At 74.0% G+C, this 17,726-nt stretch carries 18 protein-coding genes; 11 read left to right on the forward strand and 7 right to left on the reverse strand.

The genetic code is table 11. The features are described 5' to 3' along the window. Positions 1-32: 32 nt before the first annotated feature. Genes ACFQ11_RS07575 through ACFQ11_RS07585 form a run of 3 tightly spaced genes read right to left on the reverse strand, consistent with a single transcriptional unit; the run spans position 33 to position 3,102 of the window. Positions 33-1,064, reverse strand: coding sequence for an S-adenosylmethionine:tRNA ribosyltransferase-isomerase (locus tag ACFQ11_RS07575; protein WP_378297199.1), 1,032 nt, complete (start codon positions 1,062-1,064; stop codon positions 33-35). Further along, positions 1,061-2,431: an MFS transporter gene (locus ACFQ11_RS07580; RefSeq protein ID WP_378297200.1), complete on the reverse strand. Its 1,371-nt coding sequence runs from the start codon at positions 2,429-2,431 to the stop codon at positions 1,061-1,063. The genes ACFQ11_RS07575 and ACFQ11_RS07580 overlap by 4 nt, the downstream gene beginning before the upstream one ends. Beyond that, positions 2,428-3,102 carry an SDR family NAD(P)-dependent oxidoreductase gene (locus ACFQ11_RS07585; protein ID WP_378297201.1) on the reverse strand — a complete coding sequence of 225 codons (675 nt, stop codon included), beginning with the start codon at positions 3,100-3,102 and terminating at the stop codon, positions 2,428-2,430. The genes ACFQ11_RS07580 and ACFQ11_RS07585 overlap by 4 nt, the downstream gene beginning before the upstream one ends. 248 nt (positions 3,103-3,350) lie before the next feature. Here ACFQ11_RS07585 and ACFQ11_RS07590 point away from each other — a divergent pair, with 248 nt between their 5' ends. From ACFQ11_RS07590 to ACFQ11_RS07610, 5 genes are all read left to right on the forward strand, one after another. After that, positions 3,351-4,487 (forward strand): GAF domain-containing sensor histidine kinase, encoded by a 1,137-nt coding sequence (locus ACFQ11_RS07590; protein ID WP_378297202.1) that lies wholly within the window; start codon positions 3,351-3,353, stop codon positions 4,485-4,487. Next, positions 4,484-5,173 (forward strand): response regulator, encoded by a 690-nt coding sequence (locus ACFQ11_RS07595; protein ID WP_378297203.1) that lies wholly within the window; start codon positions 4,484-4,486, stop codon positions 5,171-5,173. Before ACFQ11_RS07590 ends, ACFQ11_RS07595 begins: the two co-directional genes overlap by 4 nt. A gap of 36 nt (positions 5,174-5,209) precedes the next feature. Then, the gene (locus ACFQ11_RS07600) at positions 5,210-5,995 is read left to right on the forward strand and encodes a PP2C family protein-serine/threonine phosphatase (protein ID WP_378297204.1); all 786 of its coding nucleotides are present in this window, start codon (positions 5,210-5,212) and stop codon (positions 5,993-5,995) included. A gap of 416 nt (positions 5,996-6,411) precedes the next feature. Next, on the forward strand, positions 6,412-6,738 hold the full coding sequence (locus tag ACFQ11_RS07605) for a DUF2752 domain-containing protein (RefSeq protein ID WP_378297205.1): 327 nt from the start codon (positions 6,412-6,414) through the stop codon (positions 6,736-6,738). A gap of 88 nt (positions 6,739-6,826) precedes the next feature. Beyond that, positions 6,827-7,579 (forward strand): RDD family protein, encoded by a 753-nt coding sequence (locus ACFQ11_RS07610; RefSeq protein ID WP_378297206.1) that lies wholly within the window; start codon positions 6,827-6,829, stop codon positions 7,577-7,579. Positions 7,580-7,652: 73 nt separating this feature from the next. Here the strand turns inward: ACFQ11_RS07610 and ACFQ11_RS07615 are convergent, their stop codons facing one another. After that, the gene (locus tag ACFQ11_RS07615) at positions 7,653-8,408 is read right to left on the reverse strand and encodes a hypothetical protein (RefSeq protein ID WP_378297207.1); all 756 of its coding nucleotides are present in this window, start codon (positions 8,406-8,408) and stop codon (positions 7,653-7,655) included. 246 nt (positions 8,409-8,654) lie between these two features. Between ACFQ11_RS07615 and ACFQ11_RS07620 the strand changes: the two genes are divergently transcribed. The 4 genes from ACFQ11_RS07620 (at position 8,655) to ACFQ11_RS07635 (ending at position 11,306) form a co-directional block, all read left to right on the forward strand. Further along, positions 8,655-9,158, forward strand: coding sequence for a hypothetical protein (locus tag ACFQ11_RS07620; protein WP_378297208.1), 504 nt, complete (start codon positions 8,655-8,657; stop codon positions 9,156-9,158). A gap of 118 nt (positions 9,159-9,276) precedes the next feature. After that, positions 9,277-10,065, forward strand: a complete 789-nt coding sequence (locus ACFQ11_RS07625; protein ID WP_378297209.1) for an ABC transporter ATP-binding protein — start codon at positions 9,277-9,279, stop codon at positions 10,063-10,065. A 116-nt stretch (positions 10,066-10,181) separates the two neighbouring features. After that, positions 10,182-10,958, forward strand: a complete 777-nt coding sequence (locus ACFQ11_RS07630; protein ID WP_378297210.1) for a sulfite exporter TauE/SafE family protein — start codon at positions 10,182-10,184, stop codon at positions 10,956-10,958. Positions 10,959-11,060: 102 nt separating this feature from the next. Then, a complete protein-coding gene (locus ACFQ11_RS07635) occupies positions 11,061-11,306 on the forward strand; it encodes a hypothetical protein (protein ID WP_378297211.1) in 246 nt (81 codons plus the stop codon). Positions 11,307-11,352: 46 nt separating this feature from the next. Here ACFQ11_RS07635 and ACFQ11_RS07640 read toward each other — a convergent pair whose 3' ends face one another. Both ACFQ11_RS07640 and ACFQ11_RS07645 read right to left on the reverse strand, forming a co-directional pair. Continuing rightward, complete coding sequence (locus ACFQ11_RS07640; RefSeq protein WP_378297212.1) at positions 11,353-12,273, reverse strand: Rieske (2Fe-2S) protein; 921 nt, start codon at positions 12,271-12,273, stop codon at positions 11,353-11,355. A gap of 353 nt (positions 12,274-12,626) precedes the next feature. Next, positions 12,627-13,292 (reverse strand): DUF4097 family beta strand repeat-containing protein, encoded by a 666-nt coding sequence (locus ACFQ11_RS07645; RefSeq protein ID WP_378297213.1) that lies wholly within the window; start codon positions 13,290-13,292, stop codon positions 12,627-12,629. Between the two features lie 228 nt (positions 13,293-13,520). Here ACFQ11_RS07645 and ACFQ11_RS07650 point away from each other — a divergent pair, with 228 nt between their 5' ends. Continuing rightward, the gene (locus tag ACFQ11_RS07650; protein ID WP_378297214.1) at positions 13,521-14,288 is read left to right on the forward strand and encodes a GbsR/MarR family transcriptional regulator; all 768 of its coding nucleotides are present in this window, start codon (positions 13,521-13,523) and stop codon (positions 14,286-14,288) included. Between the two features lie 99 nt (positions 14,289-14,387). Next, positions 14,388-15,476, forward strand: coding sequence for an FAD-dependent oxidoreductase (locus ACFQ11_RS07655; RefSeq protein WP_378297215.1), 1,089 nt, complete (start codon positions 14,388-14,390; stop codon positions 15,474-15,476). A gap of 6 nt (positions 15,477-15,482) precedes the next feature. Here ACFQ11_RS07655 and ACFQ11_RS07660 read toward each other — a convergent pair whose 3' ends face one another. Beyond that, positions 15,483-17,717 carry a molybdopterin oxidoreductase family protein gene (locus tag ACFQ11_RS07660; protein WP_378297216.1) on the reverse strand — a complete coding sequence of 745 codons (2,235 nt, stop codon included), beginning with the start codon at positions 17,715-17,717 and terminating at the stop codon, positions 15,483-15,485. Positions 17,718-17,726 lie beyond the last annotated feature (9 nt).

The raw sequence follows: 17,726 nt of genomic DNA on the forward strand, positions 1-17,726 counted from the left end.
ACCCGGGTGTGACGTCCGCCATGTGAGACGGGTCAGGGCAGGAGAAGGTTGACGTCGCCGAACTCGTGCCACAGGTACCGCTCGTCGAGCGCGGCGCGGTACACGGCATTCAGGAGGCCGTGACCTGCGACGGCGGTGAGCATCATCAGGTGGGACGAGCGCGGCTCGTGCAGGCCGGTGAGGAGCCCGTCGACCGCGCGGACGCCCGATTCGGGGGTGACGATGTGGTTCGTCCATCCCGTGGACGCCTCGACGCGCCCGGACGCGGCCGCCGTCTCGAGCGCGCGGACGGCCGTGGTGCCGACGGCGATCACCCGCCCGCCCTCGGCGCGGACGTGCCGGACGAGCGCGGCGGTCGGGCCGGGGACGTCGTAGCGCTCGGCGTACGGGGGTTCGTGGGCTTCGGGGGACGCGACGCCGGTGTGCAGGGTGATCGGGGCGATCAGGACGCCGCGGGACACGAGGCGGGTGACGAGTTCGGGGGTGAAGGGGCGGGCGGCGCTCGGCATCTCGGCGCCGCCGGACGCGCGGTCGTGCGCGAAGACGGTCTGGTAGGCGGCGGCGGGCCAGTCCCGGGGGACGTACCCGTACCGGATGGGGACGCCGTGGCGGCGCAGGTACGGGACGACGTCGGTGCTGAGGCGGGCGCGCCAGAGGCGTTCGGTGCGGCGGTCGACGAGGGTGAGGGTGGCGCCGCCGGGCATGGGGATCCATTCGCCGGGGGTCCCGCCGCCGTAGGGGCGGGTGGTCCTGCCGGCGAGGCGGCGCAGTTCGACGAGCCAGAGCCGGTCGTCGGCGTCCGGGACGGGCGTGGAGAAGTGGACGCCGATGCGGTCGAGGCGGACGGCGGCGGGCAGGGTCGCGGAGGTGTTGACGACGAGGAGGTCGCCGGGCCGCAGGAGGTCGGGCAGGTCGCGGAACGCGTGGTGGGTCACCTCGCCGGTCGCGCGGCGGCCGACGAGGAGGCGGACGCCGTCGCGGGCGCGGCCGCGCGCCTCGGGGGGTTCGTGGGCTTCGAGGTCGGCGGGCAGGGCGAAGTCGATGATCTCGTGGTCGATGGTCATGTGCGGGCCTCCAGTCGGAGTGCGGCGATGACGCCGAGGGCGGCGATGGCGGCGAGCAGTGTCCCGGCGGCGGCGAGGCCGAGTTCGAGGCGGTCGGTGCCGAACGCGGCGACGAGGGCGCCCGCGGTCCCGACGACGATGGAGGTGCCGAGCATGTCGCCGATCTGGAGCGCGGAGGAGTTGACGCCCTGCTCCTCCTCACTGGAGTTGTCCAGCAGGAGGACGCTGAGGCTGCCGACCGCGAAGCCCATCCCGGCGCCGCCGAGGAGCCAGGCGGGCGCGGCGGCCCAGCCGGAGAGCTGGAGCGCGACGGTGACGGCGGCGATCCCGGCGGTGACGCACACGGCGCCGAGCCGCACGAAGAACGCGCGGGGCCGCTTGGACCGTCCCTGGTATTGGGACGCCGCGGACCAGCCGAGGGCGGCCACGGTGAGGACGATCCCGGCCTCGGCCGGGCCGAAGCCGTGCAGGGACGTGAGGGCGAGCGGGATGAAGACGTCCGTGCCCATGAACGCGCCGGCGAGCAGCCCGCGGGTGAGGACGACGCTGGGCAGGCCGCGGCGCAGCCGGAACGTTCCGGCGGGCAGGAGGCGGGGCAGCCCGAACGCGAGGCCGGCGAGCCCGGCGGCGACGGCGGGGACGAGCGCCCAGCGGGGCGCGTCGAGGCCGTAGAGGAAGACGGCGGCGCCGACGGCGACGGCGACGGCCGCGACGGCCCGGCCGCCCCCCGCGGGCGCCGCGGGGGCCCGTTCGGCGGGTTCGGTGCCGCGCAGCGCGCGGACCAGCAGCAGGGTCGGCGGGATCACCAGGGGGATGAGGGCGAGGAACACCCAGCGCCAGCCGAGGTGCTCGGCGAGGACGCCGCCGACGGCGGGGCCGAGCAGCGAGGGCAGCACCCACGCCGCCGACTCGGCCGCGAACACCCGGGGCCGCAGCGATTCGGGATAGATGCGAGCGACCACGACGTACATCGCGACCATCGCCAGTCCGGTGCCGATGCCCTGGACGGCGCGTCCAGCGACGAACACCCACATGGCGGGCGCGGCGCCCGCGACGGCGAGCCCGGTGACGAACGTCCCGAGTCCGATCAGGAAGGGGCGCATCGGGCCGGACCGGTCGACCCAGCCGCCGGCGAGGACCGTCGACAGCAGCCCGGCGATCAGCGTGGCGCTGAACCCCCACGCGTAGAGGCCGAGGCCGTTCAGGTCGGCGGCGACGACGGGCATGACGGTCGCGACGGCCATGGCCTCGAACGCCAGCAGCGTGACGACGAAGACGATCCCGAACGTGGGCCCGCGGTAGCCGGGGCCGAGCACGCGCGGTTCGTCCCGCGCCTTCCGGTCGCCGGGGTGCAGGGCGGTCGTCATCGCGGGCCCGCCAGGTCGAAGGCGCGGTACCGGCCGCTGGGGCGGCGGTCGCCGATCAGGCGGCGCAGGGCGGCGGCGGCCTCCTCGGGCGGCGGGGCGGCGTCGGCGTCCTCCCCGGCGGCCCGCAGCATGTCCGTGCGCATCTCGCCCGGGTCGGCCCACCACACGGCCAGGTCGGGCTCCTCGGCCGCCAGGACGTTCGACAACTGCTCCAGCGCGGCCTTCGACGACCCGTAGCCGCCCCACGTCGGGTAGTTCTCGACGGCGGCGTCCGAGGTGATGTTCAGGATCGCGCCGCGGCGCTCCCGCAGGGCGGGCAGGACGGCCTGGATCAGCGCGAGCGGGGCGAGGACGTTCGTCGCGTAGGCGGCGGCGAGGTCGCCGATCGGCTGGTCGGCGAGCCGGGGCAGCGGCGTCGTGCCGAGCGCGGACGCGTTGTTGACGAGCAGGTCGAGCCCGCCGCCGGCGGCGCGGGCGAGGGCCGCGCGGTGCGCGGGGTCGGCGACGTCGCCCGCGATCGCGGTGACGGACGGGCCGAGCCCGGCGGCCGCGGCCCGCAGCGCGTCCGGGTCCCGCGCGTCGACGACGAGGCTCCAGCCGTCCCGGGCGAGTTCGTCGGCGAGGGCCCGGCCGAGCCCCCGGGAGGCTCCGGTGATCAGTGCGGTCTTCATACCCGGAAACCTAGGTATCGGCGCATGTCAGGGGCATCGGGCGCGGGCCCGGAGGGGGCTCGGCACATGGTCGTAGGTCCCCGGTCCCGGGACCCCGCCGGGGCGCGGGCGTCCGGACACGGCCGCTCCTCCTCCCGGCGGCTGATTCGCGATGACCGCGCGTGCGAGTACGGTGCTTGTCAGGCGGGCGGCGGGCGCCCGCGCGGACGCGGGCCGGGCCGCCGGAGACGGCCGGACGAGAGGGCGGGATGGGCGACGAGGACGGGCGCCGCGGCGAGCAGGGCGCGACCCTGCACGCCGTCAGTTCCGCCGTGCTCGCGGTGACCCGTCACCTGTCGGTCCACGAGGTGCTGCAGGTGATCGTCCGGGCGGCGGCGCAGTTGCTGGACGCCCGTTACGCGGCGCTCGGGGTGCCCGACGACGAGGGCTCGTTCGCGGAGTTCGTCGTCGAGGGCGTCTCCGACGACGACTGGGAGCGCATCGGGCCGCTGCCGCGCCAGCACGGCATGCTCGCCGCGATGCTGCGCGACGGCGCGCCGAAGCGGCTCGACGACATCCGCCGCGAGCCGGAGTTCGAGGGCTGGCCGCACGCGCACCCGGTGCTGAAGGACTTCCTCGGCGTCCCGATCCGCGACGGCGAGGACGTGCTCGGCATCGTCTTCCTCGCCAACAGGCGGAGCCCGGGCGGCTTCACCCGGGACGACGAGGAACTGCTGACGCTGTTCGCCGCGCACGCCGCCATCGCGATGACGAACGCCCGGCTGTACGAGCACAACCGGGAGCTGACGGTCGTCGCGGAACGCAACCGGCTCGCGCGCGAGCTGCACGACGCGGTGGCGCAGAAGCTGTTCTCGCTGCGGCTGACGGCCCGGACGGCGTCCGCGCTCGCCGAGCGGGACGCGGCGCGGACCGTCCGGGAGCTGGAGCGGGTGGAGCGGCTCGCGGCGGAGGCGCTCGCCGAGCTGCGCGCGGTGATCAACGAGCTGCGCCCGGCGGACCTCGCGGACGGGCTCGTCCCGTCGCTGCGCAAGCACGTGGAGGTGCTCGACCGGGCGTACGAGACGTCCGTCCGGTTCAGCGGCGACGAGGCGGTCGTCCTGCCGGAGGAGCACGAGGCGGTCGCGTTCCGCATCACGCAGGAGGCGCTCTACAACGCCCTCCGGCACGCGGACGCCCGTGAGGTGCGCGTCCGGCTGGGCACGGAGTGCGGACGGGCGGTGCTGGAGGTGGCGGACGACGGTTCGGGGTTCGACCCGTCCGGCGACCCGCAGAACGGGCTCGGGCTCGCGTCGATGCGGGAGCGGGCGGTGACGATCGGCGGGGAGCTGACGGTCGCCTCGGCGGCCGGCGCGGGCACGACCGTCCGGCTGGAGGTGCCGCTGTGACGGCTGCGGCGGGAACGGGCGGGGCGGGACGGGCGCCGATCCGGGTGCTGATCGCCGACGATCATCCGGTCGTCCGGCAGGGGCTGCGCACGTTCCTCGGCATCCAGGACGACATCGAGGTCGTCGGCGAGGCCGCCGACGGCGCGTCGGCCGTGTCACTGGCCGAATCCCTCGGGCCCGATATCGTGCTGATGGACCTCAAGATGCCGGGCGCCGACGGGCTGACCGCGCTGACGGAGCTGCGGGCACGCGGGGTCTCCGCACGGGTCCTGATCCTGACGAGCGTCACGGAGCGCGGGCACGTGCTGCCCGCTGTACAGGCGGGCGCCGCCGGGTACCTCTACAAGGACGTCGACCCGCAGGCGCTCGTCCAGGCGATCCGGGCGGTGCACGACGGGCACGTCCTGTTCGCGCCCGACGCCGCCGAGGCGATGCTGGCGGAGCCGGTGTCGGTGGACGACCGCGGCCTGGCCGCGCTGACCGATCGGGAACGGGAGGTGCTCGTGCACATCGCGCGGGGAAGGTCCAACAGGGAGATCGCCCGCGCGCTCGTGGTCTCGGAGAAGACGGTCAAGACGCACGTCAGTAATCTGCTCATGAAACTGGGAGTGCAGGATCGGACGCAGGCGGCTCTTTACGCGGTCCGGCATGGTGTCGGAACGGTTGGGGAGGGCGCTCGTGACTGATACAACTCCTCTGACAGGATCGTCATCGAAACTGGTATGAACGTAGCAATCAGGTACGCAGCAGGCAGCGACATCGGGTGCAACCGGGAGAACAACGAAGACTCGGGTTACGCCGGTGCGCGGTTGATCGCGGTCGCGGACGGAATGGGCGGTTACGCCGGCGGCGAGGTCGCCAGCTCGACCGTCATCGGGTCGCTGCGCTCGCTGGACGCCGATGCGCGCGGTGACGACCTTGTCGACATGCTGGGACGCGCCGTCGCCGAGGCCAACGAGAAACTCCGCATCGTCCGCGAGGAACGCCCGGATCTGAGCCGGATGGGCACGACGCTCACCGCGATGCTCTGGTCGGGTTCGTCGGTCGCCCTGGCGCACATCGGCGATTCGCGCGGTTATCTCCTGCGCGACGGCGAGCTGTTCCAGATGACGCAGGACCACACCATGGACGAGCTGCTGAAGGCGGAGGCCGAACAGTCGGGGCAGACGCCCGACCCGGCCGAGACGTCGCGGCTCTCGCACGTCCTGTACCGGGTGCTGGACGGCCGGGACGACCGCGAGCCGGATCTGCGGCTGCGCGAGGCCCGGCTCGGCGACCGGTACCTGCTGTGCTCGGACGGCCTCAGCGGCCCCGTGGACGCGCAGACGATCTACGAGGTGCTGTCGGCCGAGGCCGACCCGCAGCGCGCCGTCGACCGGCTGATCGAGCTCGCCCGCGAGAACGGCGGCCCCGACAACATCACCGCGGTCGTCGCCGACGTCATCGAGGCCGAGCACGTCACCGAGCCGGACGCGCCCCGCACGGTCGGCGCCGCGGGGAGCGCGTGATTGCGGCGTCTTGGCGTCAGGCCCCGCGGCGGGCCTGACGCCAAGACGCCGCAATGAACACCCGTGGCGGGGGTCGTACGCCGATGTCGCGGCGCGGACCCGCGGCCCGATGTCGCGGCGGAACCCCAAAGAGCGAGCACGTGGTCGGCGTTTTGTCCTACTCTTGCCCGGAGGCTGTCGAGAGCACGGTCCGCGTAACGGTCCCATCGCGGAACGTGGTCGGGGCTTGACCGGCCTCTGGGTGCACCCTGTATACGGGTCACTCACCTTTCGTCATCGACACGGAGGATCCGTTGGGGGGAGCGCCCGCGGCGGCGGTCACCGGCGCATCGCAAGGTGCACTCGGGGGACTCGTCAGCCGGAGCCTCACCGCTGCGCGGCACGGCCCCGCGGGGACGCTGCTGCGTGTTGCGGCGATGGCCGTCGCGGCCGTCGGCGCGTCATGGATCCACCGTGTCAACGACCCCGGCGTGCTCTGCCCCTTGCGGGCGCTCACCGGCATTCCGTGCCCCTTCTGCGGAGGGACGACCGTGTTCATCGAGCTTGGAGCGGGCCGGCCGGTCCGCGCGGTGCTCGCGAACCCGGTGGTCCTCGCGGGCGTGATCGGCTTCGCCGTCGCGCCGCTGGGGGCGGGACGACGGTGGTGGGCACTCGCGCCGAGAACCCGCACGTGGGTCCTCGGAATCGCCCTCGTGGGGTCGGAGCTGTGGCAGCTCGTGCGAGTCGGTGTCCTGCCGGTTTGAGCCGGGGTGCTTCCTCGGTCAGACTTGCGGAGCCCACCGGGTCCGGCGGGCGTCACATAACCACAGGGTCAATCAATAAGGAGCAAGTGTGGGTAACCCCTACGACCCGTACGGTCAGCAGCCGGGCTACGGTCAGCAGCCGGGATACGGCCAGCAGCCGCAGCCCGGGTACGGCCAGCCCCCGGCGCAGCCGGGATACGGCCAGCCCCCCGCCCAGCCCGGGTACGGCCAGCCCCCGGCACAGCAGCCGGGCTACGGCCAGCAGCCCGCCCAGCCCGCCGCCCAGCCCGGCTACGGCCAGCCCGCCGCGCAGCCGGGATACGGGCAGCCGCAGCCCGGTTACGGCCAGCCCGCCGGGCAGCCCGGCTACGGGCAGCCCGCGGCCGAGGTGCATCACCACCACTACGGCACCCCCGGCGGCGGCCAGCTCGCCGAGTGGGGCTCGCGTGCCGGCGGCTACATCATCGACGGCCTGATCATCGGTGCCCCGCTGCTGGTGCTCTACATCCTGGGCGCGATCCTCAGCGCCGCGGGCGACGCCGGCGTGGCGATCGGCGCGCTGCTGATGATCCTCGGCTACGTCGCGGCGTTCGCGGCCAGCCTGTGGCTCATCTACCAGGAGGGCACGACCGGGCAGACGATCGGCAAGCGGCAGATGAACATCCGCCTCGTCAGCGCGCAGACCGGGCAGCCGATCGGCTTCGGCATGGCGTTCCTGCGGAAGATCTGCCACTTCCTCGACAACATCGCGTGCTACGTCGGCTGGCTGTGGCCGCTGTGGGACGACCGCAAGCAGACGTTCGCCGACAAGATCTGCAACACCGTCGTCGTCCGCCACTGAGCCTTCCGGCCAGAGGCCGAGGCCGCACGAACGGGACGTCCCCGCCGGGGGCGTCCCGCTTCCGTTCCGGGGACTACGGGACGGGGTCGAACGCGCTGTTGCACGCGGCCACGAGCGCCCGCCGGACGGCGCCGTCCAGCAGCCGGAGCGCGTCCCCGCGGCGGTGCATCTGGTCGGCGGTGAGGCCCCGCTCGTCCATCCGGCGGGCCAGGTCGACGACGAGGGACAGCCGCCCGGCGAGGGCGGCGACCCGGTGCGCGCGCTGCGGGTAGCCGGGGGCGAGCAGGTGGTCGCCGCGCCCGGGGTCGCGCAGGTCGACGAGCGCGTCGGCGATCTCCGGGGGGACGCCCGCGAAGTCGTCCACGGTCAGCAGCGCCTCGGTCGCGTCGCGCATCGCGAGGGTGAGCCGCCGGTCGGCCTCCGCGAGGGACGGGACGTCCGGCAGGCTCGGCGACGCGTCGAGGGTGGTCCAGCGCACGCCGACGTAGGAGGAGCCGCGCCGGTCCTCGGCGGGGACGAGCCCGATCGCGCGGTCGCCGAGCACGGCGACGACGGCGGCCTCCGCGTCGATCGCGGCGCGGTTGAACTCGGCCGGGCCGGTGAGGCCGAGCGGGTCGCCGGGGGCGGGCAGCGCCAGCCGGAGCGCGGTCAGGCCGCCGATGCGCAGGTCGCCGAGGCCGCGGCGGAGCGTCACCTCGGCCGGTTCGCCGCCGAGGATCTGCGGCCCCGCGGCCTTCTCCACCGCGTCCACCGCCTCGTCGAGGCCGACGTTGCCGGTCAGCCAGGCGTTGCCCCACGCCACCAGTGCGGTCGATACGTCCTTGATCATCGCCGTTCCCAACACGTCCCAATGGGCATGCGATCCACCATAAGCGTTCGCCCGGCCCGCGCCACCGGACGTAAGGCAGGTCTCTCGTCGCGGCTGCCATCGTTTCGGGAGCCGCGCCGGGGCGGGGCGCGCCCGGCCGACCGCGGGTCAAACCCACGAATGAAGATGGGCATATATCCGTCTTGACGGCATTGTCGCGCGGGCATCTCGGGCAGACACCTCGCACGTGATCGAAGGAGGTCGCCCATGCGGGCCCTGCTGAACTCGCTGAACGAGGACGAACTGGCGCTCGTCCGCGAGGCCGACGGCGGCGAACTCGCGGCGATGGACGAGGACGGGCTCGTCGACCTGCACGAACGCATCCGGCGCGCGCGGAACAAGTACGCGAAGCTGTACCGGCGCACGGCGAGCGCGCGCGTGGAGGAGCACGGCGGGCGCGGCGTCGCGCGCCCGAAGAACCGGCGGAACGCGCAGCGCGCCGAGGTGTTCGAGGACGCGCTCGCCCGCGTGAGCTGGCACCTGGCGCGCGCCGCCCGGCGCAGCGCGGGCGAGCTGAAGGCGCGGCGGATCGCCGACGCGAACCCCGCCCGCGCGGCCGCCCCCGGCACCGCGCCCCCGGACGTCCGGCGCATGACCGCGCAGACCACCGCGCGGCGGCGCCCGACGAGCCGGGACGCGGCGGGGCGGCAGCAGGCCGCGGCGAGCCGGGCGAAGGGGGCGCGGCGGCAGGGCAGACGCGACGGCGGGTGACGGCGGGGCGCGCCGTCCCGCGGCGGATCCGTGGAAACCCGGGGCCACGCCGGCCCGGCGGATCGCATAGGTTCTTGTGCGGGAAACGGGATCACCGGATTGGGGACGAAGGCGCGCGATGACCGGCGAGGTACTTCAACTCCGAGGAGTCGGGGTCAGGCGCGAAGGGGCGACCCTCCTTCGCGATGTGACGTGGAACGTGGGCGAGGGCGAACGGTGGGTGATCCTCGGTCCGAACGGCGCGGGGAAGACGACGCTGCTGCAGATCGCGGCGGCGCTGCTGCATCCGAGTGAGGGCACCGCCGACGTCCTCGAGGAGCGGCTCGGCCGCACCGACGTGTTCGAGCTGCGCACCCGGATCGGGTTCGCGAGCACCGCGCTGGCGGAGAAGGTGCCGTCCGGCGAGACGGTCGTCGACCTGGTGCTGACGGCCTCGTACGCGATCCTCGGGCGCTGGCAGGAGGAGTACGACACCACCGACGTCAGCCGGGCCGTCGCGCTGCTGGAGGCGCTCGGCTGCGCCGGGCTGCTGCGGCGCCGGTTCGACACCCTGTCGGAGGGCGAGCGCAAGCGCGTGCAGATCGCCCGCGCCCTGATGCCCGACCCGGAACTGCTGCTGCTGGACGAGCCCGCCGCGGGCCTCGACCTCGGCGGCCGCGAGGACCTCGTCGCCCGGCTCGGCGGGCTCGCCGACGACCCGGCGGCGCCCACGATGGTGATGGTGACGCACCACCTCGAGGAGGTCCCCGACGGGTTCACGCACGCGCTGCTGCTCCGCGAGGGGGAGATCGTGGCACGCGGCAAGGTCGACGAGGTGTTCACGGGCGAGCACCTGTCGCACTGCTTCGGGCTGCCGCTCGCCGTGGAGCGCCGCGACGGCCGCTGGTACGCGCGGGCGGCGCACTGAGCCGTCTCGTCCGTCCGGGTGCGTCCCGGTATGGGGGACCCGGTGCGGGGTGCTGAGCGGGCGTGTCCCTACGATCGGGGCCTCGTGGGATCGTCGGGCTCGGGGATGGGACGGATTTGAACCTGCTGGAGGCGGCCGCGGTGTTCGCGGCCGGCGTCGCCGCCGGGGGCATCAACACGGTCGTCGGGTCGGGGTCGCTGATCACCTTCCCGACGCTGGTGACGCTCGGGTTCCCGCCGGTGGTCGCGAACGTCTCCAACAACATCGGTCTCGTGCCGGGCTCGGCGACGGGCGCCTACGGGTACCGCGCGGAGCTGAAGGGGCAGCGCGGACGGCTGCTGCGGCTGGGCAGCGCGTCCCTCACCGGCTCCGTGATCGGCGGGCTGCTGCTGCTCGGCCTGCCCGCCGAGGCGTTCCGGGTCATCGTGGTCGCGCTGATCGCCGTCGCGCTCGTCCTGGTGGTGGTGCAGCCCCGGCTCCAGGCGTGGGTGAGGCGGCGCCGCGCCGACGACGGCGACCACAGGCCGCACGGCGGGCCGCTGCTGTGGGGCGCGGTGCTGCTCGCGGGCGTGTACGGCGGCTACTTCGGCGCGGCGCAGGGCATCATCCTGATCGCGCTCCTCGGCATCGCGCTGGCCGACGACCTGCAGCGCGTCAACGCGGCCAAGAACGTCCTGTCGGCGGTCGTGAACGGGACGGCGGCCGTCCTGTTCATCACGCTGTCGATCGTCTCCGACACCGTCATCGACTGGTGGGCGGTGTTGATGATCGCGCTCGGCTCCACCGTCGGCGGGCTGCTGGGCGCGAAGGTCGGGCGCCGCATCCCGCCCCCGGCGCTGCGCGCCGTCATCGTCGCCGTCGGACTCGTCGCGGTCGTCAACCTCGTCCGCTGACCTGCGGTTTTCTGGCGCTCAGGCGACCTTCGGGAGGGTTCGCGGGCGCCCGTCGCGGGTATAAGTCGAATATACGTTCGACGATCGCGGAGGTGGGCGCCGATGAAGGGCGACAGGGTGGAGATCGTGATCGACGCCGGCGGCGAGGGAACGCGGACCTACGAGGTCACGGCGACCCGCGCCGGGCGCCGCGTCGAGATCGAGACGCGGCGCGGCGTCGTCGAGGTCAGCGAGGTCACCCGCACCGGCACGCCCGTCCGCACGGCCCGGTTCATGTCCAGCCGCGTGCTGGCCCTCGTCGAGTACCCGATCGCCGACGAGTCCCCCGCCGACAACGACCCGTCCTGACCCGCCGCGACCCGCCCTGCGGCGCCCCAGGGCCGGGTGGTGCGGGTCAGCCGAGCGGGCGGACCTGCAGGGTGCCGTTCTCGGTGACGCGCGACTCGAACGACGGCTGCCGTCCGGTGGCCGGGCCGTGGACGACCGAGCCGTCCCGCACGCGGAACGTGCTGCCGTGCCAGGGGCAGACGACGCACAGGTCGGCGTTGTCGTCGCTGACGATGCGGCCCTGGTGCAGCGGCCCCGCGAGGTGGCTGCAGCGGTCGGCGAGGACGTGCACCTCGTCACCGGTCCGCAGCACGAACAGGCTGATGTAGCCGAGGCTGCGGTGGACGGGCCAGCCGTCGGGCAGCTCGTCGGCCTTGCACAGGTCGTGCCAGCCGAGCGTCACCAGGTGCGCGACCTGGTCGGCGTGGCTCGCGCCGGCGGCCTGCCGGAAGGCCAGGTGGCCGCCGAGGTAGCTGCCCGCGAGCAGCGCCCCCAGCCCCGCGAACCCGAGCGCGCGGCCCGCGTCGTCCCGTCCCCGGTAGCGGGCCGCGTACGACGCCGAGTACAGCACCGTCGCGACCGCCATCCCGCCCGCGTGGACCAGCCCGACCCGCTGCTGCCCGCGGTGCAGCGCCGACCAGTCGGCGACGCCGGTGAGCACGGTCGGGACCGCGCCCGCGAGACCGGCCGCGACCAGCGCCTCGGACGCCCGCCGGGTACCCGGCAGCAGGTCCAGCACGGCCGCCGACATCCAGCACCCCATCGGCACGTCGGTCAGCGGCGGATGCGCCGGATGCCCGAGCGGGACCCCGTGCAGGGCGTCCTTGACCGGGCCCGGGCGCAGCACCCGCTTCACGCCGGTGGACAGAACACGGATCGTGCGGTCGAGCGCGTGTGCGTGCTCGATCCCGTCGGTGACGTCGGTGAGCCGCCCCGCCGCCCGCTGCCGGGACGCGCGCCGGAAGATGTTCCCCGCCCGTCGGTTCATGTCCCTCCTCGCGGCCTGTGATCGGGACGCTCGCCCTGAGGTTAGTTGTCACGTTCTCATGCGGCCAACCGGGGGCGGTGGGATGTCCGTGCCGTTGCCCCGTGGTGAGAACTACCTACCTGGCGCGCGAACCGCTAAACCGTGGCCGGATCGATGCGGCGGCCGGAAAGGGTTCAGGGCCGTCAGACCGGTGGGGTCTGGCGGCCCTGTCGGCCGGTTTCACGGTCGGGCCTTGTTGTAGGTGTTGCGAACCCGGAGGTAGGAGGCGATGGCGATGGCGGTGCACCAGGCGGCGGCGATGGCGCGGGTCAGGGTGGACAGGATCTGCACGGTGGTGGTCTTGCCGGCGCCGTTCAGAGGCTGCGGGCGGTGATGTCACCGTGGGAGGTGGTGGCCTTGATGGTGAGGCCGGCGGTGCCGTCGTTCTTCAGGGCGTTGCTGACGCGACCGTGTCCCGTCTGGGCGTCCAGGGTGGCCGACACACCCGCCGCCGCACCCACCGAGATGTCACCGGACTGCGTCGACAGCACCACCGAGCCGCCACCGGCCTCGGCGATCCGGATGTCGCCGCGCTGGGTGCTGATCTCCGCCGGACCCGTCAGCCGGACGACCTCCACATCGCCGTCGAGCGCGGTGAGGCGGACGCCGGCGGCCTCGTCGATCTTGGCCCGGCCGTGCGCGCCGTCGAAGGCGACGTCGCCCAGCCGGCCCACCGCGCGGAACTCCGCGCTCGCGGCGCGGGCCTCGACCCGCGAACCGGCGGGCAGCTTCACCGTGACCTCGACCGAACCGGAGCGGCCGAAGTACTGGTTGCCGGCCGCCGGGGCCTCCACCCGCAGGACGCCGTCCGCGTAGTCGACCGTGGTCTGCTCGGCCGCCTTGACGTCCCGCCCCCGGGAGGGGTCGGCCGGGCGGACCTCGACCTGCGTGTCGTCGCGGTCGGCCGCGATCATCTGCACCCGGCCCGCCGGGACGTTCACCACGGTCGCGATCGGGGCGGGGGTCTGGAACGTGTTCATCGTGCTCTCCTCGGTGCGGCTCGCCTTGTTTCCGACAACGCAAAAGCTACGTTGCCTTCACGATTTCTGCAACGAGAAGTTTGCATTGTACGTGCGTCATCGCAGGTCAATCTCAGAATTTCGTTGCATTGATCATTGGCTGGAATGCAACGTGCAAGCCTCGTGCGTTGCAATAGACTGTGCGTGAACGCTAGGGTGCGGGTATCGGACGACGTGAAGGAGGCCGGGATGCCGGGAGGCAGGCTCACCCAGCAGGACCGCCAGCAGATCGCACTCGGGCTGGCCGACGGCCTCGCCTACGCCGAGATCGCCAGGCGTCTCGACCGGCCCACCTCCACGATCACGCGCGAGGTGTTGCGCAACGGCGGTCCCGCCGGGTACCGCGCCGACCTGGCCCATCGGGCGACCGAGCGCCGCACCCGCCGGCGCAGGCCCGCGTCCGGCAAGGGGGCGGGGACGGTCGCGCAGGCGGACGGGCGCGACGCTGAGGCCCTCGGCGAGTACGAGGAGAGGTTCACCGACGTCCTCATGCAGTCGGGCCTGTCCAACAAGATGATGGCCCGGGTGCTGGTCTGCCTCTACACCACCGATTCCGGCAGCCTGACCGCCGCCGAGCTCGTCGAGCGCCTGCAGGTCAGCCCGGCGTCCATCTCCAAGACGATCAAGTACCTCGAGAGCCAGGACCTCGTCCGCCGGATTCGCGACGAGGGCCGCCGCGAGCGGTACGCCGTCGACGACGAGCTCTGGTACCAGTCGATGGTCGGCAGCGCGCGGTCCCTCACGGCGCTCGTGGAGATCGCACGGCAGGGCCCCGCCGTCCTCGGCTCCGACACTCCGGCCGCCGTCCGTCTCGAGAGCATCGCCCGCTTCGTCGACTACGTCGGCGAGAGCATCCTCCGCGCCGCCGAGCAGGCCCGCGAGATCCTCTACGTCAACACCGAGACGGCCTCGGGCGACGCCGAGGCGGGGCCGGAGGGCGATCGGCCGGTGTCCTGAGCCCGCCGTCCGGCACCCGTTGACGTTCGCAGTACGAACCAATAAAGTTCGCAACACGTACAGTTCGTACTACGAATCAATTTGCGGGAGTTGAGGACCATGAGTCGCACCGTTGCGGTGGTCGGCGGCGGGTACGGCGGGGCCGCCGTCGCCAAGGCGCTGGACGCCGACGCCGACGTCGTGCTGATCGAGCCGCGGGACGCGTTCGTGCACGCCGCGGGGTCGCTGCGCGCGCTCGTCCAGCCGGACTGGGCCGCGAACATCTTCTTTCCGTACGACCGGCTGCTGCGGCGCGGGCGGGTGGTGCGCGACCGGGCGGCCGCGGTGGACCCGCGCGGCGTGACGCTGGCGTCCGGGACGCGGGTGGACGCCGACTACATCGTCCTCGCGACCGGCTCGGGGTACCCGTACCCGGCGAAGATCGAGAGCGACGACTCGGCGGAGGCGCTGGAGCGGCTCCGCGCCACGCACAAGGACCTGGCGGGCGCCGGCCGGGTGCTGATCGCCGGCGCCGGGCCGGTCGGGCTGGAACTGGCCGGGGAGATCAAGGCCGTCTGGCCGGAGAAACGCGTGACGATCGTCGACCCGGCCGCCGAACTCCTCCCCGACCTGCTGCCGGAGGTGCGGGAGGAACTGCACCGGCAGCTCGCGGAGCTGGACGTGGACCTGCGGACGGGGACGTCCCTCGCGGCGCCGCCGGTCGAACCCGCGGTCGCCGGGACGTTCACCGTCCGGGCGGGCGACGCGGAGATCACCGCGGACATCTGGTTCCGCGCCCACGGCGTGCGCCCGAACGGCGACTACCTCGGGGGCGGCCTGGGCGACGTGCGGACCGGGGACGGGCGGCTGCGGGTCACCGGGCGGCTCGGCGTCCACGGGCACGGGCACGTCTACGCACTCGGCGACATCACCGACGTGCCCGAGGCGAAGATGGCGGGGCACGCGATGCGGCACGCGGACGTGATCGCGGCGAACATCGCCGCGCAGGTGCGGGGCGAGGCGCCGCCGTCGGTCTACACGCCGTCGCCCGTCCGGGGGATCCTGCTGCCGCTCGGCCCGGACGGCGGCGTCGGCCAGATGCCCGGCGCGGACGGGACGGCGATGCCGCTCCCGGCCGCGCAGGTCGGCGAGTACAAGGGGCGCGCGATGATGACGGACGTGTTCGCGGAGCTGTTCGGGACGGCGTGACCGGCGTCAGCCCACGCGTTCCAGGGTGACCGGCACGCCGTTGAGCACCGCGGTGCCCGACGGCGGGTCGATGTCCCGCTCGTCGGTGACGGCGTTGACGTTCACGCCCGGGTGCCGCCGCGCGACGCCCGTCCGGGTGCCGGGACGGTCGTGGCCCCAGCCGTGCGGGAGGCTGACGACGCCCGGCATGATCGTGTCGGTCGGTTCGGCGACCGCCTCGACCGAGCCCGCCCGCGACGTCACCCGGACGCCGTCACCGGCCGCGACGCCGAGGCGGGAGGCGTCGTCGGGGTGCAGGTGGAGCGTGCACGTGTTGGAGCCGCGCACCAGCTCGGGGACGTTGTGCAGCCAGCTGTTGTTGGACCGCAGGTGGCGGCGGCCGATCAGGACGGTCCCGGTGTGCGGCCCGTCCGCCAGCGCGGCGCGGAGGCGGTCGACGTCGGCGGCGAGCGGCGGCGGGCACAGTTCGACCCGGCCGGACGCCGTGCAGAGCACTTCCCCGAGGCGGGGTTCGAGGGCGCCGAGGTCGACGCCGTGCGGGTGGTCGGTGCGGAGCCGGCCGAGGGTGAGGCCGTCCGGGACGGCGCCGAACGCGTCGCCGTACGGGCCGAGCCGCAGCATCATGTCGAGCCGCCGCTCGGCCGGGGTACCGGACCCGGCGAGCATCGCGTGCATCTCCCCGGGGTCGCGGCCGTGCACCGGCGACCCCTCGTGCGCGGCGGCCTTCGCCAGCGTCGACGCGATGATCGCGTCGTCGAGGGCGGCGGGGTCGCCGTCCGTCCCGGACGCCTGCGACGCGAGCCGCGCGATGATCTCCGCCTCGCTCGGCCGCCCGTCCAGGGGCACCGCGGGCGGCGAGTAGCGGGCGTAGTTCCGGACGGCGAGCGCGGTGAGGGAGATGTCGTAGTGCGGGGTCTGGACGGGACGGGGCGGGGGCAGCACGACGCTCGCGTGCCGGGTCGTCTCGTTCAGGTACGGGTCGACCGACACCATGAACTCGAGCCCGGCGAACGCGCGGTCGAGCCGCGCGGAGTTCGGCGCGGACAGCGCCGGGTTCCCGCCGATGGTGATCAACGCCCTGACCTGCCCGTCGCCCGGCGTCTCGATCTCGTCGGCGAGCGTGGCGACCGGCAGTTCGCCGTTCACCTCGGGCAGCCCGTGGACGCGGCTGCGCCACCGTCCCGTCGTGAACGGCCTGCGCCGCCGGTACGCGGGGACGTGCGCGGGCTTCGGGAACATCGCGCCGCCGGGGCGGTCGAGGTTGCCGGTGAGGGCGTTGAGGACGTCGACGAGCCAGCTGTTCACCGTCCCGAACGCCTGGGTGGTGGTGCCCATGCGCCCGTAGACGGCGGCGCGCGGCGCGGCGGCCAGTTCCCGGGCGGTGCGGCGGATCACGCCGGCGGGGACCCCGGTGACGTCGGCGACCCGTTCGGGCGCGAAGTCGGCGACGAGGGCGCGCAGGTCGTCGAGCCCGTTGGCGCGGGGGCCGTCCGGGCCGTCCGGCGGGCCGGACACGAGGTCCTCGGCGAACAGGGTGTGGACGAGCGCGATGAGGAAGAACGCGTCGGTGCCGGGCCGGATGAACAGGTGCTCGTCGGCGAGCGCGGCGGTGCGGGTGCGGCGCGGGTCGACGACGGTGACCTTGCCGCCGCGCGCCCTGATCGCCTTGAGCCGGCCGGGGAAGTCGGGGGCCGAGCAGAGACTCCCGTTCGACTCCAGCGGGTTCGCGCCGAGCATCAGCAGGTGGTCGGTGCGGTCCAGGTCGGGGACGGGGATCGCCAGGAGGTCGCCGAACATGTGGCCGCACGACGTGTGCTTCGGCATCTGGTCGACGGTGCTCGCCGTGTAGAGGTTGCGGGTGCCGAGGGCCTTGACGAGCGCGCCCACGTAGAGCGGCCCGGCGATCGAGTGGGCCGTCGGGTTCCCGACGTAGACCGCGACGGCGTCGCGGCCGTGCCGTTCGACCACGCCGGCGATCCCGGCGCGGACCGCCTCGAACGCCTCGTCCCAGCTCGCCGGAGCGTGCTCGTCGCCCTTGCGGACGAGCGGTTCCGCGAGCCGGTCGGGGTCGCCGTCGAGGCTGCCGAGGGTCGCGCCCTTGGGGCAGATGAACCCCTTGCTGAACGGGTCGTGCTCGTCGCCGCGGACCCGGGTGACGCGGCCCGAGCCGTCCAGGGTGAGCTCCAGGCCGCAGAGGGCCTCGCAGAGCGGACAGGTGCGGAAGGCCGTGCGTTCGCCCATCTGGACATC

Origin of the sequence: Actinomadura sediminis (genome assembly GCF_042675525.1) — a bacterium.
GTDB classification, from domain to species: domain Bacteria; phylum Actinomycetota; class Actinomycetes; order Streptosporangiales; family Streptosporangiaceae; genus Spirillospora; species Spirillospora sediminis.

Excerpts from the sequence above, each read along its gene's own strand:
- ACFQ11_RS07575 (WP_378297199.1), bottom strand. The coding sequence starts at position 1,064 with ATGACCATCGACCACGAGATCATCGACTTCGCCCTGCCCGCCGACCTC.
- ACFQ11_RS07650 (WP_378297214.1), top strand. The coding sequence starts at position 13,521 with ATGCCGGGAGGCAGGCTCACCCAGCAGGACCGCCAGCAGATCGCACTC.
- ACFQ11_RS07640 (WP_378297212.1), bottom strand. The coding sequence starts at position 12,273 with ATGAACCGACGGGCGGGGAACATCTTCCGGCGCGCGTCCCGGCAGCGG.
- ACFQ11_RS07625 (WP_378297209.1), top strand. The coding sequence starts at position 9,277 with ATGACCGGCGAGGTACTTCAACTCCGAGGAGTCGGGGTCAGGCGCGAA.
- ACFQ11_RS07655 (WP_378297215.1), top strand. The coding sequence starts at position 14,388 with ATGAGTCGCACCGTTGCGGTGGTCGGCGGCGGGTACGGCGGGGCCGCC.
- ACFQ11_RS07580 (WP_378297200.1), bottom strand. The coding sequence starts at position 2,431 with ATGACGACCGCCCTGCACCCCGGCGACCGGAAGGCGCGGGACGAACCG.
- ACFQ11_RS07585 (WP_378297201.1), bottom strand. The coding sequence starts at position 3,102 with ATGAAGACCGCACTGATCACCGGAGCCTCCCGGGGGCTCGGCCGGGCC.
- ACFQ11_RS07620 (WP_378297208.1), top strand. The coding sequence starts at position 8,655 with ATGCGGGCCCTGCTGAACTCGCTGAACGAGGACGAACTGGCGCTCGTC.
- ACFQ11_RS07590 (WP_378297202.1), top strand. The coding sequence starts at position 3,351 with ATGGGCGACGAGGACGGGCGCCGCGGCGAGCAGGGCGCGACCCTGCAC.
- ACFQ11_RS07635 (WP_378297211.1), top strand. The coding sequence starts at position 11,061 with ATGAAGGGCGACAGGGTGGAGATCGTGATCGACGCCGGCGGCGAGGGA.
- ACFQ11_RS07645 (WP_378297213.1), bottom strand. The coding sequence starts at position 13,292 with ATGAACACGTTCCAGACCCCCGCCCCGATCGCGACCGTGGTGAACGTC.
- ACFQ11_RS07605 (WP_378297205.1), top strand. The coding sequence starts at position 6,412 with ATGGCCGTCGCGGCCGTCGGCGCGTCATGGATCCACCGTGTCAACGAC.
- ACFQ11_RS07615 (WP_378297207.1), bottom strand. The coding sequence starts at position 8,408 with ATGATCAAGGACGTATCGACCGCACTGGTGGCGTGGGGCAACGCCTGG.
- ACFQ11_RS07660 (WP_378297216.1), bottom strand. The coding sequence starts at position 17,717 with ATGGGCGAACGCACGGCCTTCCGCACCTGTCCGCTCTGCGAGGCCCTC.
- ACFQ11_RS07600 (WP_378297204.1), top strand. The coding sequence starts at position 5,210 with ATGAACGTAGCAATCAGGTACGCAGCAGGCAGCGACATCGGGTGCAAC.